At 45.2% G+C, this 15,731-nt stretch carries 15 protein-coding genes; 7 read left to right on the forward strand and 8 right to left on the reverse strand.

The window, feature by feature from the left end:
- The 6 genes from KDD36_11520 to KDD36_11545 form a co-directional block, all read left to right on the forward strand.
- A partial coding sequence (locus KDD36_11520; protein MCB0397278.1) for a type I restriction-modification system subunit M occupies window positions 1-2,110 on the forward strand: 2,110 nt, incomplete at its 5' end.
- Window positions 2,101-3,366: a restriction endonuclease subunit S gene (locus KDD36_11525; protein MCB0397279.1), complete on the forward strand. Its 1,266-nt coding sequence runs from the start codon at window positions 2,101-2,103 to the stop codon at window positions 3,364-3,366. The genes KDD36_11520 and KDD36_11525, both read left to right, overlap by 10 nt.
- Window positions 3,363-4,289, forward strand: coding sequence for a DUF1016 family protein (locus KDD36_11530; GenBank protein ID MCB0397280.1), 927 nt, complete (start codon window positions 3,363-3,365; stop codon window positions 4,287-4,289). Before KDD36_11525 ends, KDD36_11530 begins: the two co-directional genes overlap by 4 nt.
- A 1-nt stretch (window position 4,290) precedes the next feature.
- On the forward strand, window positions 4,291-7,320 hold the full coding sequence (locus tag KDD36_11535) for an HsdR family type I site-specific deoxyribonuclease (protein MCB0397281.1): 3,030 nt from the start codon (window positions 4,291-4,293) through the stop codon (window positions 7,318-7,320).
- Complete coding sequence (locus KDD36_11540; protein MCB0397282.1) at window positions 7,310-8,038, forward strand: M48 family metallopeptidase; 729 nt, start codon at window positions 7,310-7,312, stop codon at window positions 8,036-8,038. The genes KDD36_11535 and KDD36_11540 overlap by 11 nt, the downstream gene beginning before the upstream one ends.
- A 93-nt stretch (window positions 8,039-8,131) precedes the next feature.
- The gene (locus KDD36_11545) at window positions 8,132-8,689 is read left to right on the forward strand and encodes a hypothetical protein (protein ID MCB0397283.1); all 558 of its coding nucleotides are present in this window, start codon (window positions 8,132-8,134) and stop codon (window positions 8,687-8,689) included.
- A 203-nt stretch (window positions 8,690-8,892) separates the two neighbouring features.
- Here KDD36_11545 and KDD36_11550 read toward each other — a convergent pair whose 3' ends face one another.
- The gene (locus tag KDD36_11550) at window positions 8,893-9,429 is read right to left on the reverse strand and encodes an ORF6N domain-containing protein (protein ID MCB0397284.1); all 537 of its coding nucleotides are present in this window, start codon (window positions 9,427-9,429) and stop codon (window positions 8,893-8,895) included.
- Window positions 9,426-9,659 (reverse strand): hypothetical protein, encoded by a 234-nt coding sequence (locus KDD36_11555; protein MCB0397285.1) that lies wholly within the window; start codon window positions 9,657-9,659, stop codon window positions 9,426-9,428. Before KDD36_11555 ends, KDD36_11550 begins: the two co-directional genes overlap by 4 nt.
- 728 nt (window positions 9,660-10,387) lie before the next feature.
- Here KDD36_11555 and KDD36_11560 point away from each other — a divergent pair.
- Window positions 10,388-11,374: a PD-(D/E)XK nuclease family protein gene (locus tag KDD36_11560; protein ID MCB0397286.1), complete on the forward strand. Its 987-nt coding sequence runs from the start codon at window positions 10,388-10,390 to the stop codon at window positions 11,372-11,374.
- Window positions 11,375-11,416: 42 nt separating this feature from the next.
- On the opposite strand, the gene KDD36_11565 is transcribed toward KDD36_11560, so the two are convergent.
- The 6 genes from KDD36_11565 to KDD36_11590 all read right to left on the reverse strand — a co-directional run bounded on the left by KDD36_11565 (window position 11,417) and on the right by KDD36_11590 (window position 15,273).
- Entirely contained in the window at window positions 11,417-12,268 is an 852-nt protein-coding gene (locus KDD36_11565; GenBank protein MCB0397287.1) for a hypothetical protein, read from the reverse strand.
- 75 nt (window positions 12,269-12,343) lie between these two features.
- Window positions 12,344-12,697, reverse strand: coding sequence for a hypothetical protein (locus KDD36_11570; protein MCB0397288.1), 354 nt, complete (start codon window positions 12,695-12,697; stop codon window positions 12,344-12,346).
- A 203-nt stretch (window positions 12,698-12,900) separates the two neighbouring features.
- A complete protein-coding gene (locus KDD36_11575; GenBank protein MCB0397289.1) occupies window positions 12,901-13,317 on the reverse strand; it encodes a hypothetical protein in 417 nt (138 codons plus the stop codon).
- A gap of 39 nt (window positions 13,318-13,356) precedes the next feature.
- Window positions 13,357-13,548, reverse strand: coding sequence for an exodeoxyribonuclease VII small subunit (gene xseB, locus KDD36_11580; protein ID MCB0397290.1), 192 nt, complete (start codon window positions 13,546-13,548; stop codon window positions 13,357-13,359).
- On the reverse strand, window positions 13,526-14,683 hold the full coding sequence (gene xseA, locus KDD36_11585; GenBank protein ID MCB0397291.1) for an exodeoxyribonuclease VII large subunit: 1,158 nt from the start codon (window positions 14,681-14,683) through the stop codon (window positions 13,526-13,528). The genes xseB and xseA overlap by 23 nt, the downstream gene beginning before the upstream one ends.
- A 2-nt stretch (window positions 14,684-14,685) precedes the next feature.
- Window positions 14,686-15,273 (reverse strand): 3'-5' exonuclease, encoded by a 588-nt coding sequence (locus tag KDD36_11590; GenBank protein ID MCB0397292.1) that lies wholly within the window; start codon window positions 15,271-15,273, stop codon window positions 14,686-14,688.
- Between the last annotated feature and the right edge of the window lie 458 nt (window positions 15,274-15,731).

The following is a 15,731-nucleotide window of genomic DNA, read 5'->3' on the forward strand; positions in this document are numbered from 1 at the left end:
TGAAGAGAAGCTGGGCAAAGGCAAGGAGATGGTGGACCGTTTGACCAAGCTGATCGGTATCTTTGAAAATCCCGCCCTCAACTTCAGCAAGAACCGGGCGGATGGCGATGACATCCTGGGCGATGCCTACGAATACCTGATGCGCCACTTCGCCACCGAGTCGGGTAAGAGCAAAGGCCAATTCTATACACCGGCCGAAGTGTCCCGGATCCTGGCCAAGGTGATCGGCGTGAAGAAAGACAGCAGTCAGGACCAGACGGTCTATGACCCCACCTGCGGCTCGGGATCACTGCTGTTGAAGGTGGCTGATGAAGCCCCCAAAGGCCTGACCATCTATGGGCAAGAGAATGACAATGCCACCAAGGCCCTTGCCGTAATGAACATGTGGCTGCACAACAGCCCCACCGCCGAAATCTGGAAAGGCAACACGCTGGCCAGCCCGCACTGGAAAGAGTCAGACGGATCTTTGAAAAAGTTCGACTTTGTGGTGGCCAATCCGCCGTTCTCCGCCAAGTCATGGAGCAGCGGATTCGAACCGGATTCCGACGAGTACAACCGTTTCGAGGGCTTCGGCATTCCGCCGGCAAAGAATGGCGACTACGCCTTCCTGCTGCACATCATCAAGTCATTGAAAAGTACCGGTAAGGGTGCCATCATCCTGCCCCACGGCGTCCTCTTCCGGGGCGGAGCCGAGGAGCGCATTCGCACAAACATCATCCAACGAGGTTACATCAAGGGCGTGATCGGACTTCCTGCCAACCTTTTCTACGGCACGGGCATCCCAGCCTGCATCATCGTGATCGACAAGGAAAACGCCGTCTCACGCACGGGCGTATTCATGATCGATGCCTCCAAGGGCTTCATCAAGGACGGCAACAAGAACCGGCTGCGTGAACAGGACCTGCACTGCATCGTGGATGTGTTCAACAAGCAACAGCAGATTGACAAGTTCTCCCGCCTGGTGCCCCTTTCCGAGATCGAATCCAATGAGTACAACCTGAACATTCCCCGCTATATCGACAGCCAGGAAGAAGAAGACATCCAGGACCTGAGCGGACACCTGCAAGGCGGTATTCCCGAGCGTGATGTGGATGGCTTATCCACATACTGGAAGGTGTACCCGGCCATGCGTGCCGATCTGTTTGCACCGAACCGCCCCAAGTATTTTAACCTGAAGGTGGACAAAACAGATGTCAGGGAAATGATCTTCGGACACGAAGAATTCAAGTCGTACAGCGCTGTTCTGGATGCCGTCTTCAACCAGTGGAAAGATGCGGTATACGACCAATTGAAGAAGATCAACACAGAGACCCAGGCCGGGGAATTCATCCAAGCCATTTCGGAAGAATTGCTGCAAGCATACAGTGGCAAGGACCTGGTGGACCCGTACGACATGTACCAGCACCTGATGGATTACTGGAACGATGAGATGAAGGATGACATCTACATGCTCATCGAAGACGGCTGGGTGGCCACCCTGGAGCCCATCACCCATGCCAAGGGCAAGATCAAGAAGGGCGAGTTCGATTGCGAGCTGGTGCCCAAACCGCTCGTCATTGCGCGCTACTTCAAAGAAGAACAAAAGGCCATCGATGAACTATCCGCCGAATTGGAATCCTTCGGCCAGCAGATGGAAGAGATCGTCGAGGAACACGGCGGCGACGAAGGATTGATCTCCTCAGCGCTGAACGACAAAGGCAAGATCACCAAAGGCACCCTGACGGCCCGGCTCAAAGAGATCAAGGGCGACAAGGAGTTTGAAGATGAGCGGGAGATTCTCCTCCAATACCAGGCCCTCATGGAGAAGGAGGCCACCGCCAAGAAAGAACTCAAAGACCGCAGTCAGCAACTCGACCAACAGGTGATCGAACAGTATAGGCAATTATCGGAAGATGAAGTCAAGACTCTGGTCGTGGACGACAAATGGTTGGCCTCCATCCAGGATGCCATCCAACAGGAAATCGATGCCATTTCCCAGCGGCTTACCGCCCGGATCAAGGAACTGGCCGAACGGTACGAGTCCACACTCAGCGAACTGGACAGCCAGACCAAGGAACTGGAGGAAAAGGTCAAAGGGCATTTACAGCAAATGGGACTGGAATGGAGTTAGTGGAGTCCAAATACAAGCAGACCGAGGTTGGATTGATTCCCGAGGATTGGGAGCTTGTGGATGTTCGTGATCTGCTGGACTTGCTCACGGACTATGACGCTAACGGTAGCTTCGCATCAGTTGCTGAAAACGTAACCGTCTTCGATCATCCAGAATATGCGTGGTATGTTCGGTCAACCGATTTGGAGAATGACACCAACATTGCCGACGTCCGGTATGTTGATCGAGAGTCTTACAAGTTCCTTAAAAAAACGGCCCTATTTGGTGGTGAGCTCCTCTTCTTAAAGAGAGGTGATATCGGAAAGGTTTATCTGTTCAAGATGCAAACAAAGTTTGCGACCGTTGCACCTAATCTCTATCTGCTCAAGATTAACCAACATTCAACCCCCCGGTTTCTTTACTTTTTTTTTAGTTCGCGTGGTGGGCAGCTTCAGCTTCTGAGTAAAAATGCCAGTTCTACATTGGGAGCTTTGTATAAAGACGATGTTAAGTCAATCAAGGTACCCCTCCCCCCAACCCTCACCGAACAACGCGCCATCGCCACGGCCCTGAGTGATGTGGACGATCTGATTCAATCCCTGTCCAAGCTGATCGAAAAGAAGAAGGCGATCAAGCAAGGGGTGATGCAGGAGTTGTTGAAGCCTAAGGAAAATTGGATTCGACAAAAATTAGGTGACAGGGCAATTTTAAAAGCAAGGATTGGTTGGCAAGGATTGACGACAGCTGAATATTTAGATTCTGGGGAGTATGGCCTTATCACGGGGACAGACTTTGTTGATGGCTTTATCGATTGGGATAACTGTGTTTTCGTTGAAAAAACCAGGTATGATCAGGATCGCAACATTCAAGTAAGAGAAGGAGATGTTCTTATAACAAAAGATGGAACCATCGGTAAAGTTGCTTATATCGATAAAGTAAAACATCCAACTACACTAAATAGCGGCGTGTTTGTGCTCCGTCCAATAAACAATTCCTTTCATACCTTATTCTTTTACTACCTACTCCTATCGGACCAATTCAATGACTTCCTTGCAAAATTGGCTGCCGGTTCAACAATTTCGCACTTATACCAAAAGGATTTTGTGAATTTTCGATACTGGCTCCCGTCCTCGTTAGCTGAGCAAAAACTAATTGCGGAATCGCTGTACTCCTTGGACCGCGATATTGACAAAGCAAATAGAACTCTGAAAAAGTATAAGGATCTTAAACAGGGCATGATGCAGGAACTCCTAACAGGAAAAACCCGCCTGATATGAAACAGTACAAACGCATCATGCTCGGCCCGAAAAGTGTTTACGCAAAAGAATGCTACGAAGGCAACTTTATCGGGGCCAACTTCGGTATTGACGAAGACCTTACAGCCAAGCTTCCCGAGAACTGGCGCGATTTCAATAAAGAGTACATTCCGAAATGGTTATCTACCCGACCCAATAAAAGCAAGGTTTCCGCCGGATTGGCATGCGGCATGCTATGGACGGTATGCAAAGGCATCCATCAGGGCGATATCGTATTATGCCCTGATGGTGAAGGAGCATATTACATTGGCAGCGTGGATTCGGCCTATCACTACCACCCAGGTCACGAGCTCCCGCATAGAAGAAGTGTCAAGTGGTATCCTATAACCATTGACCGCACCGCGATGAGCGAAGGCCTGAGAAACTCAACCGGTTCCATTGGCACCATCAGTGATGTCACAAAATACGCTGAGGAAATTGAAGAACTGATCGGTGGCAACAAGCCGCCTACCATCATCGCTACAACGAATGAGATCGAAGACCCGTCAACCTTCGCCCTTGAAAAACACCTCGAAGATTTCCTGGTACAGAACTGGAACAATACAGAACTGGGAAAAGGCTATGATATTTATGCGGAAGACGGAGAATTAGTCGGCCAACAATATCCCAGCGATACAGGACCTATTGATATCCTGGCCATCAGTAAGGATCAAAAAACCTTGCTGGTGGTTGAACTGAAGAAAGGCCGGGTCAGCGACAATGTGGTCGGCCAGATCCAACGATACATGGGCTATGTGAAGGAAGAGTTGGCTGAAGTCAACCAAGAGGTGAAAGGTGTGATAATCGGTTTAGATGACGACCTACGGATCAAACGTGCCTTATCAGTCACCACCAACATCGAGTTTTACCGCTACCAGGTGAACTTCAAACTTTTCAAAGACTAACATGAGCAAAGTAGGCCAGCTGGAAAGAGTCACCCAAAACCGTGTTTTGCAACTGATGCGGGACCGGCTGGATTGGACCTGCCTGGGTAATTGGGGAGACCGCGAAGGCAACAGCAACGTTGAAGAGGAATACCTGACCGCCTTCCTTGCCAAACAAGGATACAGTGACAGCCTGATCAAACGCGCCGTCTTCGAGATCAAGAAAGCTGCCGGTGACCAAAGCCGGAGCCTGTATGAAGTCAACAAGGAAGTCTACGGCATGCTCCGCTACGGTGTCAAGGTCCGCGAAGAGGTCGGTGAGAACAAGGAAACCGTCTGGCTGATCAATTGGGAGGAGCCCCTGAGCAACCATTTCGCCATTGCCGAAGAGGTCTCTGTCCAGGGCGAGAACAAGAAACGCCCGGACATTGTGCTTTATGTGAATGGCATTGCCCTGGGCGTGATCGAACTGAAACGCGGCACCGTATCCGTTGCCGAAGGCATCCGCCAGAACCTGGACAACCAGAAGTCCGTTTTCATCCGGGAATTCTTCCATACCATGCAACTGGTCATGGCAGGGAATGATACGGAAGGGCTGCGGTACGGCACCATCGAAACGCCGGAAAAGTATTACCTGACCTGGAAGGAAAAGAGCGACGAATCCTTTGATCACCTGCTGGACAAACACCTTGTACAGTTTTGTAACAAGGAACGCTTTCTTGAAATCATACATGAATTCACCTTGTTCGATGCCGGCACAAAAAAGATATGCCGCCCACACCAATACTTCGGCGTCAAGGAATCCCAGTCCTATATTAACCGTCGGGAAGGTGGCATCATCTGGCACACCCAGGGCAGCGGCAAGAGCCTGACCATGGTGTGGATGGCGAAATGGATACGGGAGAACATCAACAATTCGCGGGTGGTTATCATCACAGACCGGGATGAATTGGACAAGCAGATCGTGCGCGTGTTCAGAGACGCCGGCGAAGAAATGACCCAGGCTAAAAGCGGAGCGCACTTGATTGACCGGTTGAACAGAAACGAGGATCCGCTGCTATGTTCCCTGATACACAAGTTCGGAACCAGGGAAGAAGGTGATTATGCCAGCTACATAGAAGAGATTCGGAAAAGCTTGCCTAAAGAATTCAAAGCAAAAGGTGACATTTATGTTTTTGTTGATGAATGCCACCGCACGCAAAGTGGTATTCTGCACGAAGCCATGAAGTCCATTCTGCCCGATGCCCTGTTCATTGGCTTCACCGGCACGCCCTTGCTGAAAAAAGACAAGAAAACGAGCCTGGAGGTCTTCGGCAAATACATCCACACATATAAGTTTGATGAGGCGGTTCAGGACAAAGTCGTTCTCGACCTGCAGTATGAAGCACGGGACGTGGACCAGCACATCACGAACCAGCAAAGCATCGATGAATGGTTTGATGCGGAAACGAGAGGCCTTACAGATGTGGCCAGGGTGGAACTCAAGAAACGCTGGGGCACCATGCGCAAGATACTCAGTTCCAAATCCCGATTGGAAAAGATCGTTTTTGATGTGCTGAAAGATTTCAAAGTGAAGCCCCGGTTATGTACCGGCGAAGGCAATGCATTGTTGGTTGCGGGCAGTGTGTATGAAGCCTGCAAATACTATGAATTGTTCCAGGCTGTCGGATTCAGGGAATGCGCCATTGTAACCTCCTATGAACCGAGCGCGGCCAGGATCAAAGGAGAAGAAACCGGAGCCGGTGCAACGGAAGAATTACACAAGCACGACATCTACAAAAAGATGATCGGGAAAAAATCCACCGAGGAATTTGAAGCGGAAGTCAAGCGCCAGTTCATTCATGAACCGGCCAGGATGAAGTTGCTCATTGTTGTGGATAAATTGCTCACCGGTTTTGACGCACCGCCTGCCACATACCTATATATCGACAAAAGTATGCAGGATCACGGCCTCTTCCAGGCCATCTGCCGGGTGAATCGATTGGATTCCGAGGACAAGGATTTTGGGTATATCATCGACTATAAAGACCTGTTCAAGAGCCTTGAAAATTCGATCCACGATTACACATCTGAAGCTTTCGGTCAATATGAGAAAGATGATGTGGACGGGCTGCTGAAGGATCGCCTGGAACTTTCCCGTTCCCGCCTGGAAGACGCCATGGAGGCATGCGAAACCTTGTGCGAGCCGGTTCATCCGAAAGATTCTGTCAGCTTCATTCGCTATTTCTGTGGCGACCCGGAGAATGAACATGCACTGAAAGAGACCGAAGAAAAACGCGTGGTCCTTTACAAGCAGGTGGTGGCTTTGATTCGGGGGTATGCAAATATTGCCAATGAGATGCCCCGTGCGGGATATTCATCTGAGCAGGCTGAAAGGATCAAAGAGCGTGTCACATTCTTTACCAACCTCCGCGATGAGATCAAAAAAGCCAGCGGTGATTACATTGACCTCAAGGCCTATGAGCCGGGGATGCGTCAGCTGATTGATATGTACATTTCAGCGGATTCCAGCCGGAAAATTTCTGCCTTCGATGATCTGTCACTGATTGACCTGATTGTTGAACGAGGTACGGATGCCGTGGAGGGATTGCCAGATGGTATCCGGAAGGATAAAGAAGCAGTTGCCGAAACCATTGAAAACAACCTGAGGAAAGTCATCATTGAGGAAAGGCCAACCAACCCCAAGTATTTTGAAAGGATGTCTCATCTTCTTGACGAACTGATTCAAGACCGGCGCGTAGATGCCATGGCTTATGAAGAATACCTGAAGCGCGTGGTGGAATTGACCCAACTTGTAAAAAAACCGGAAATGTCGGATGCGTATCCTTCTTCCTTAAATACACCCGCCAAAAGAGCGCTTTATGACAACCTGGATCAGAATGAAGAACTAACCACTGCAGCGGATGAAGCCGTTCGTTATGTAAAGAAAGACGGGTGGCGTGGAAACCGCATCAAGGAGCGCGAAGTGAAGAATGCAGTGAAGAAAGTATTGCCGGATAACTATGATATAGATAACATTTTTGAAATCATCAGGAATCAGGATGAATATTAGTGACGGGAAGATCAAGGTGGGCAACTTCGAACTCGAGGTAGTTCGTAAGGACATCAAGAACATGCACCTTGCTGTTTACCCGCCAATGGGTCGTGTGCGTGTATCTGCCCCCGAACGAATGGATGACGAGTCCATCCGGTTGTTCGCTGTCTCAAAGATTTCCTGGATCAAAAAGCATCAAAAGAGGTTTCGTGAACAAGAACGCGAAGCTCCGCGCGAATACGTCAACGGCGAGAGTCATTATTTCCTCGGAAAGCGCTACCTGCTCAGGGTAATTGAACATTCCGGCAACAACAAGGTTGTGGTCCGCAACAAGAAGTTCCTCGAACTTTACGTGAAACACGGCGCTGACCAGAACCAGCGTGCCCGTGCGATGAAGGAATGGTATCGACGTGAACTCAAGAAGATTGTTCCTCAGCTATTGGAGATATGGCAAGATGAAGTTGGCGTTGAGGCAAAGGAGTGGGGCATTAAGGCAATGCGTACCAAATGGGGCACATGTAATGAAAAGGATCGGCGTATCTGGCTCAACCTGGAATTGACAAAAAAACCGATCGCCTGTATCGAATACATCATTGTTCATGAACTGGTCCACTTTTTCGAGCGCAATCACAATGATCGGTTCGTGGCATACATGGACCGCTTTATGCCCAACTGGCGGCTGAACAGGGAAACGTTGAACAGGCTTCCTGTAAAGCATGAAGATTGGAGTTATTAATGGTTGAAATAAAAAACCCGGATTTGATATATTGAGTTGATATTAAAAGTCATAGGTGTAGAGGTTTTCCTTTTGGCTTAAATAGCTTTGAATATGAATATTGCTGGACAAATTTATTTCTCCCCAAGCGTGCTTCTATGTGATCTGGACCTAGAAAACAAAGAGCAGGTTTTAAAGGCTTTTGAAGAAAGAATACGGCATTACTATTTGATGCCTATCGCAGAGTTAAATGTTGCCAAGTATGCTTTTGCAGCAGGTGCACTGGAACTGCTACTTATTGATGCTTTAGCGAGATATTCTACCGGGAGTACAAAGAAAGGAGATAAGAGATTTGAAACATGGTGTCAAAAGTACTTAAGACTTGATGTGGTAGTGTCCGATAAATTGTACGTGAATTTCCGCCACGGATTGCTACATGAGGGCCATATAAAAAATCTTGGGCAGTTTTCTTATGATGAAGATTTTCAGAAGCCTGTAGCGTTAGTGGATGATTGTATTGTGGTTAATCCTGTGCGTTTGCAGAATTCACTGGAACAATATCTTGAAGGTTTTCTTGTAGAGCTTAACAAAGATGAGAAGGTTTATGAATGTTTTTTGAAGTGTATGAAGAAAGATTTTCAGAAGGAGATAAATAAGCTTCGAAAGCTGTAACGTTATGGGGTTTGATTTCTGTCATGTATTAGCCAGGCAAGTCAGCCGGGCAAGCTCCCTCCGGAGAAGATTTTCAGCATACAGCAACTGCAACAGGGCAAAAACACCAAGAGCATACGGTGAACCGGAGCTCCTGTATGCCTGCCTGCCGGCGCCTGGGCCGGTGTGACGGCAGGCAATAAGGAAAGAGCCTTATGAAGGTGTTAGCCTTTCTTTTCCTGTTTGGGATGTATCCTATACCCGATGGCTTTTCGTGTGGGGGAAGGGGTGGACATGAGCTCACGGAGTGCGTCAAAAACAACCTTGAATTGTTTGTCGTATTTCTGTTCCATGGAATCCAGTTTCCGGGCCAGTTCCTGATGGGTCGCCAATAATGCTCTCAATTTTACAAAAGCCCTCACAACATGTATGCTGGCTTGCACTGCTGTGTGGCTGTTCAGGATCCCGGCCAGCATCACGGCGCCATGTTCCGTGAAAGCATAAGGTAAGTGCGGAGAAAATTTCAGCTTCCGGAGGTGGTCACAATTTGTGACCACCTCTGTCTTTTCCTTGTCGGTCAATTGAAACATGAAGTCTTCCGGGAAACGGTCAATATTCCGTTTAACCTGCTGATTCAGTTGTTTGGTGGGGACCTGGTAAAGGTCGGCCAGGTCGCTGTCCAGCATAATCCGATAGCCACGGATCATCAGGATAGCGCGGTCGGTCTTATCTGCAGGGAGGACGGAATGGTCAGGTTTCATTTTTGGTATTGGATAACAGGAAGTCGCAATTTGCGACTTCCTATGATGGCAAGCCGGGATAAGTCAAAAGCGGGCTTTAAAAGTGGAGAGGTAAGCATGATGCTGAATGAAGCACGATGGAGTTGATGGGTGGTGATCTTGTCGAGATGATTGTTCTTCAGGAAGGCCTGCACAGACTGGTTGAATGCCTTCGCTTTGTGATAGACCTTCAGTTTTTCAAAGTCGAACATGAGGGTTAGATCGGATTTTTGACAAATCTGAACATTCCGGGTTGAGAGAGTGGGCTAAAGTGATGTTGGAAGTTGCAGAGGTGACTTTTGGCAGTCACTTAACTGTAATGTCAGCATACAGTTTGAGCATACTGCAACAGGGACAAAATCAGTTTGGAGCAGGAAGCTTCTGTTGCTCCTGTATGCTCACACTGTATGCTCCAAACTGATTTTGTAGCCCCGGAGAGGGCCGACCGTTAAGAAATGCTCCAGTGGAGCATTTTAGGGAGGAGCCAGCCTGCAGGGTAGGCTTCCCGACGGGGCGAAACGAAAAAACGCCGTCCCGAAGGGTGGCGTTTTGAAGTGTAGACCGAAGGGGACGAAAATCGAACCCGATGGGGGATTTGAAGGTGATTATAGAGGCGAAATAAATGCCCGAAAAGTCAGCATGCTACAGCAGGGATAAAAGCAACAAGAGCATAAAGCTCCTGATACCAAACTGTATGCTGTTGTTGTATGCTCCAAACTATCTTTGTAGCCCATAGGAGGCAGTCCATATCCTGATTCCAAACTACTGCTTTGATCCAAAAATAACCATTTTTGACCATTTTTTGATGGCGGGGTGACGGAGGCGTTATGCCATTCGGGTCATTTCCGGGCTATTACGGAACAATTTTCCTTACGGGGTTTTTACGAAATCAAAGGATTGGCTTATCTTGGCTGGCTACTGAATAAATCTCTATTATGACATGAGCCTGTCAATCTTTTCGAGAATTTACTCTTATCGGGAAAAGGATGGCAAGAACAATCGCGAAAATTATTTGATAGAGATTTTCGCATTCGCATTACAAAATGACAGACGGTTTGCTCAGATATTCCTTGAAAAAGTCGGCATTGCATATCCTGGTTCTGCCATATCAATACAAACACAAGTTGTAGATGCTAAATACGGTAGGCCTGATATATTAATGGCTTTTGACAATACAGTAATTGTTATTGAGTGTAAAGTGGATTCAAATGAAAGAGCAAATCAACTCGCTGACTATGCTAAGATACTGGATAAGAAGAAGGCTCAAAATAAACACTTGATATTTCTAACGAAGTACTACGAATACAAGGAAGAAAAATACCTAAAGTTACTTCGGTGGAAAGACATCATTGGACTGATAGATGATGATTCAAGTGAGATCACTAAACAGCTACAAACCTACCTAAGCGAACAGAATATGGATATGGACACACAATTCAGATATAGTGACATTGTGACGATGCAGTCATTTGGCACCGTACTGTTAAAAATGGATGAAGTACTTAATCAGGTAAAGCCGTACTACGAAAAGAATTTTGGGAAACCGTCAAAAGATTCATCAAGAAGTACACGACTTATTAATAACCGATACATAAACTATCAGGAGACCGGGAATAGGGACTCGTGGGCTGAAATATCGTATGGTTACTACTGGGACTGGGAAGATCACCATGATGATGTATGCATTGGTATTAGCGTAACGGGTCTGGATAAAGACCTATCGAAGCAAATCAAGGCCATACTCCCTTTATGGGAGCAGGGAGATGTTGATTCCGATTATTGGTATATAGGGAAATACGAACCACTTGCGGCGTTTGTGCTCGATGGAAAAAACCATGCTAAGGAAATGGTGGACTTCCTGAGAAAAGGGATTGATGAGTTGTCTGCGGTCAAGAAAAAAATCCCTAAACTCTTCGGTAAAAAATAAGGAGGTTGGTATTTGGGGAGGGTTACAACATGATTGAGGGAATCACATATCGCCGTATGCCTGCAATAGGGCGAACCTACTTCCAAGTTCATCAGTAATAATCAGAAAATAATGGCTATTAGTTATTCCTATTCCAACTTGGTATCCATTACCATAATAATAAGCACCTGACATATCATCATTACTAATATCATTCGGTTGCCTTGTTAATCGTAGAATATTACGTAACCGCTTAAATTCGCTATTTCTTTCCACAAGGGATTCGTATAGTACAAGTATATATTTAATTTTATCCTTTTGTGTACTAAATCGGATTGCTTTTCCATGTCTTCCATTATCCAGAAAACTTTCATAGTCTTGATGGACATTTACATAGCTTTTCTTATCAGTTGTATCCGTAGTTATATACCCAAGATCAACCAAGGTTTCAGGCATTACATTGAATCGGATTCCTTCAACCTCTATATTCCTTTCGGGTATATGCCTTATACTAATGTCGTTGTTTAGAGAAGACCGGTCTCCAACCAAGAGGTCTACCCCGTCTATGAACAAATAGTTTTTGCTCCCGATTTTTTCAACATAGATTTCAGAAGGAAACATCTCAAGATAGCAGGTGTCAGATGTTTCTATATGAAAAGGAAAAACTACTTTGCCGGAATCATTGAAGCTTAAAGATACAATAGAATCTCCCGTGCAGAGGGCAGGTTCACCACTGAAGAACACTTGCCCTTCCTTAATTTGAATATTTCTTGATATCTCCCAATCCAGATTAAAAATATTAGAAGCAGTACTGTGGGCAGCATCCTTTGGTTCTCGAACGTCGCACGAAGAATAGGTCCCAAGCACGAGACTGCTCAGGCAGAGTAGTCCGAATTTTAAAAGAGAGGTGTCCATTTCTATATAAGTTTTCTAAATGAAATGCTCAGGTAGCTCCCTGGCAAAATTTATCATGGATTGTGCCTACTGATATTATAGATAAGTAATCATAGCAGCATTATCAATCAGTTTGTTTTTAATCTCTTCCTCTTTACAAGCCATGATTTCATTGTAGATAAATTTCATCGCCTTTTTGGGAAGCGTGTATAAATGTTGTTTATTTATTTTTGAATATACGTCTCCAGTGTACAAGTTAAGCTTCTCAGGTGCGTCAACTCGGTCAGCATGTGGATCACTTGGAAAAACCGTATCAGAATCGTATTTATTTATCTTCCAAATTCCATTATGCTTGACAATCCGTTCAAGCAGCATTTGTTGCCCATCTTGCGTTATTTCGGCAAAATCCGGAAGTTGAAATTTAAGTAGCATCTTCCCCTTTTCGTTCATACAACCAAAGTTTACAGTTACGCGAATACAAGTTATTTTGCAAAACTTCTTAACAGTGGCATGTGCACCCACCGAAGGGAGCACGTCCTTTTGTTTTGCATCTTAATCGGCTATATGATTTCCCTTATTGTCATATTCGTAAGACGCCTCGGTATGTATCCGGTTCTACTGATAGCCGTCATTATTTTTTCGTTGGTGGCAACCTATTTGAGAGTTGATTCCATCATCATCAATCCGAGACTCATTGAACCCATTAGCAGGTTTTGAGCTTCACCATTTACTTCTAAATATGCAAGCTTGACAAATCCTGTCTTTTCATTAAACTGGTATTGGATTTTGGCTGTCTTATATTCTACAGAATCATTCTTTTTATCAATGTCCACCTGAATAACTTTAATATCTGGATTTGTTTCTCCTTGCGCTGTGAAGACCTGGTATTTAACTTCTCCCCGAAGACCAGCTAATTTCGTGAAATAGTCTCCATAAGTTGACGAACCGTCCTCGGTCGTTGCCAATCGGAATTTTTCTTCAACTCGTTGGTCTGGGTTGATGATTGATCCACAAGAGCATATTGCTAATAAACATAGAACAGTTCCGAAGTATAAGAAGGTTCTTTTCATCAATATGTTATTTATTGGTCCGCCCTTGTTAACGTAGTTTTACTTTCCTCTACGGAGTTTTGTCGTTTCAGTTTTGATTGTCCGCAGTTTTGTTTCGCAAAACTTAATCAGCTCGTTTGCTTGTTTAACTTTTGCAGCAAGGGTGTCAACTTTTATTTCATCGTCTTCAATTTCCTCAACAAGTTCTGCTAAGTCGTTGAATGCCTTGTCAAAGGTCAATTCCTTTTTCATTCTTTATCTTCCTTGTTACGGTGCTGGTTATTGTTTCTGATTGCATAATTGTCTGCAACTCCGAATTTACTTTTATTCTCTTCGTGTCTGTTAGAATTTTGTTGTTGCTCTTGATAATTGCAAAACCTTTTTTCAAAATTGTTGTCGGATGTAAATTCTTTATTCGTTGCTTCATACTCGCTAATTCATCTTTTGCATCGTCAAGAAGTTCATCAACTCTTTGGAAAAATCTTTCTTTCAATTCGTCAATCTCAGCTTCAAAGTTCATATTATTGTCAATGATGTAAGTCGCAACTTCCGTTGGTGTTTTGTGTTGCCTGCTCATCAAGTCAACAATGTTTGTGTTTCTGTCGTGCCCAATGCCTGTGAGAATAGGAGTAGGAAACATCGCAACTGCTTTTGCAAGTTCATAGTCGTTGAATGATTTGAAGTCAATGTCTGAACCACCGCCACGAACAATTACAACAACGTCAAATTTTTCTTTGCTCGCTTCAATGAGTTTGAGTTGCTTTAAAATAAGTTGGCTGGCGTTGTCGCCTTGAATTGTTGTCAGAAATGGAGTAACTGAAAAAGCATAACCATATTTGTTCTTATCAATGACCTTATTAAAATCTCTTTGTCCGTCAGAGTTCGGAGCAGTTATCAAAGCAATGGTTTGAAAAACCATCGTTAATTCAGTTCGGTTATTTTTTGTAGAGAAAGTTCCGTTTGGTAGAAGTTTGATAGTCGGATTTTCCTTTACCAACCTTTCAAGTGTTCGTTTTCTTTCAAGTTCTAGCTTGCCAATTGCGTAGGCGTAATCAATAGCCAAAACTTCCAAGTCAATTCCGTAACGCTTGTGAAAGCGCACACGAACATTACAAGTTATTTCAAGTCCGCTTGCAAAAGTTTGTTGCGTTTCTTTTTCAAAGCGTTCAATGTTGTGATAAGTGTTAGCCCAAAAAACACCTTTGATTTCAGTTGTTATTAAGTTGCCGTCTTTCTCAATGAATTTTAGAAAGCACCAACGCTTGTCTGGTTGCTTCTTCACATCTGTAATTTCCGCTTTAATCCAAAAGGTTTGACCTGCAAAGCGATTTTTAATCGCTTTGTCAATTTCATTTACAAGTTCGGAAAGTTTAATACTGTCTGGCATTATTATCTTTTGGAAAAAGGTCTGTAAGAGTTTGTCTCGCTGAAAATTTTTCCAACTTTAAAACCTATTGTCGTTGAAAGTTCTTCAAGTGTGTTTGCGTTGTGCTTCTCGCACAGTCGCAAAGCAATTAAAGCAGATGCTTTCGCATCGCTTTCAGCGTTGTGATGTTTTAGTCTTATTTTGAAATGCCTTGAAACATTGTCTAACCGAAAACTACCAAGTGGGAGTAGCTCCTGAGATAGTCGGTAAGTGCAGTGATAGTCCAGGTCAGGATAACGAAGTTTTGAGCTGTCAAGTGTAAACCGCAAAACGCTACAATCAAAAGATGCGTTATGCGCAACAATTGTCTGATTGTTAAAATACTTCTGCAATCCCTTCCATTGTTGTTTAAAGGTCTTTTTGTCTCTTGTGTGCTTGTCCTCAATGCCGTGAAGAAGGGAATTGAAACTGTCATAATGGTTTGGTGTCGGCTTAATTAAAAAGTGTTCGCTACCCACCAGCTTGCCATTTTCTACAATAGCAACACCCATTGAGCAGATACTACTCCTAAAATTGTTTGCTGTCTCAAAGTCAATTGCTATAAAATTCATTTGTCCGTTTTGTCAGTTGGTGCCGTGCAGAAATGTTTGGTTTAGCACAGTCCCCAAAAATTCCGGTAACTCTCGTCTATATACTCAACAAAACCATGCCTATTCGTCCATTATGGAAGGCTATTTGCTTTTTCTTGCGCTTCAGTCGTCCATATCCACTCCCTAAAATACCAAATTCCCCCTCTAATTCAACATACTACGTATTTCTACTTACTTTTCATCTTCCGGCCCCAAAGCAGCAACTGCATACTGCAACAGCATACAGGGAGGTAACAGTTAAGGTCAGCATACAGCAACTGCATACAGCAACAGGGACAAAAACAATGTGGAGCAAGGAATCATACCGCCACGAACTGTATGCTGTATGCTGTTGCTCCACACTGTTTTTGTAGCCCCGGAGGGAATCGAACCCCCACCAAAAGTTCCGGAAACTTTCGTTCTATCCATTAAACTACAGG

This window comes from Flavobacteriales bacterium, from assembly GCA_020435415.1.
Lineage (GTDB): Bacteria > Bacteroidota > Bacteroidia > JACJYZ01 > JACJYZ01 > JACJYZ01.

Coding starts and splice junctions, on each gene's coding strand:
- KDD36_11560 (MCB0397286.1), top strand. CDS start 10,388: ATGAGCCTGTCAATCTTTTCGAGAATTTACTCTTATCGGGAAAAGGAT.
- KDD36_11530 (MCB0397280.1), top strand. CDS start 3,363: ATGAAACAGTACAAACGCATCATGCTCGGCCCGAAAAGTGTTTACGCA.
- KDD36_11540 (MCB0397282.1), top strand. CDS start 7,310: ATGAATATTAGTGACGGGAAGATCAAGGTGGGCAACTTCGAACTCGAG.
- KDD36_11575 (MCB0397289.1), bottom strand. CDS start 13,317: ATGAAAAGAACCTTCTTATACTTCGGAACTGTTCTATGTTTATTAGCA.
- KDD36_11545 (MCB0397283.1), top strand. CDS start 8,132: ATGAATATTGCTGGACAAATTTATTTCTCCCCAAGCGTGCTTCTATGT.
- KDD36_11525 (MCB0397279.1), top strand. CDS start 2,101: ATGGAGTTAGTGGAGTCCAAATACAAGCAGACCGAGGTTGGATTGATT.
- KDD36_11570 (MCB0397288.1), bottom strand. CDS start 12,697: ATGAACGAAAAGGGGAAGATGCTACTTAAATTTCAACTTCCGGATTTT.
- KDD36_11550 (MCB0397284.1), bottom strand. CDS start 9,429: ATGAAACCTGACCATTCCGTCCTCCCTGCAGATAAGACCGACCGCGCT.
- KDD36_11535 (MCB0397281.1), top strand. CDS start 4,291: ATGAGCAAAGTAGGCCAGCTGGAAAGAGTCACCCAAAACCGTGTTTTG.
- KDD36_11590 (MCB0397292.1), bottom strand. CDS start 15,273: ATGAATTTTATAGCAATTGACTTTGAGACAGCAAACAATTTTAGGAGT.
- KDD36_11555 (MCB0397285.1), bottom strand. CDS start 9,659: ATGTTCGACTTTGAAAAACTGAAGGTCTATCACAAAGCGAAGGCATTC.
- KDD36_11565 (MCB0397287.1), bottom strand. CDS start 12,268: ATGGACACCTCTCTTTTAAAATTCGGACTACTCTGCCTGAGCAGTCTC.
- xseA (MCB0397291.1), bottom strand. CDS start 14,683: ATGCCAGACAGTATTAAACTTTCCGAACTTGTAAATGAAATTGACAAA.
- xseB (MCB0397290.1), bottom strand. CDS start 13,548: ATGAAAAAGGAATTGACCTTTGACAAGGCATTCAACGACTTAGCAGAA.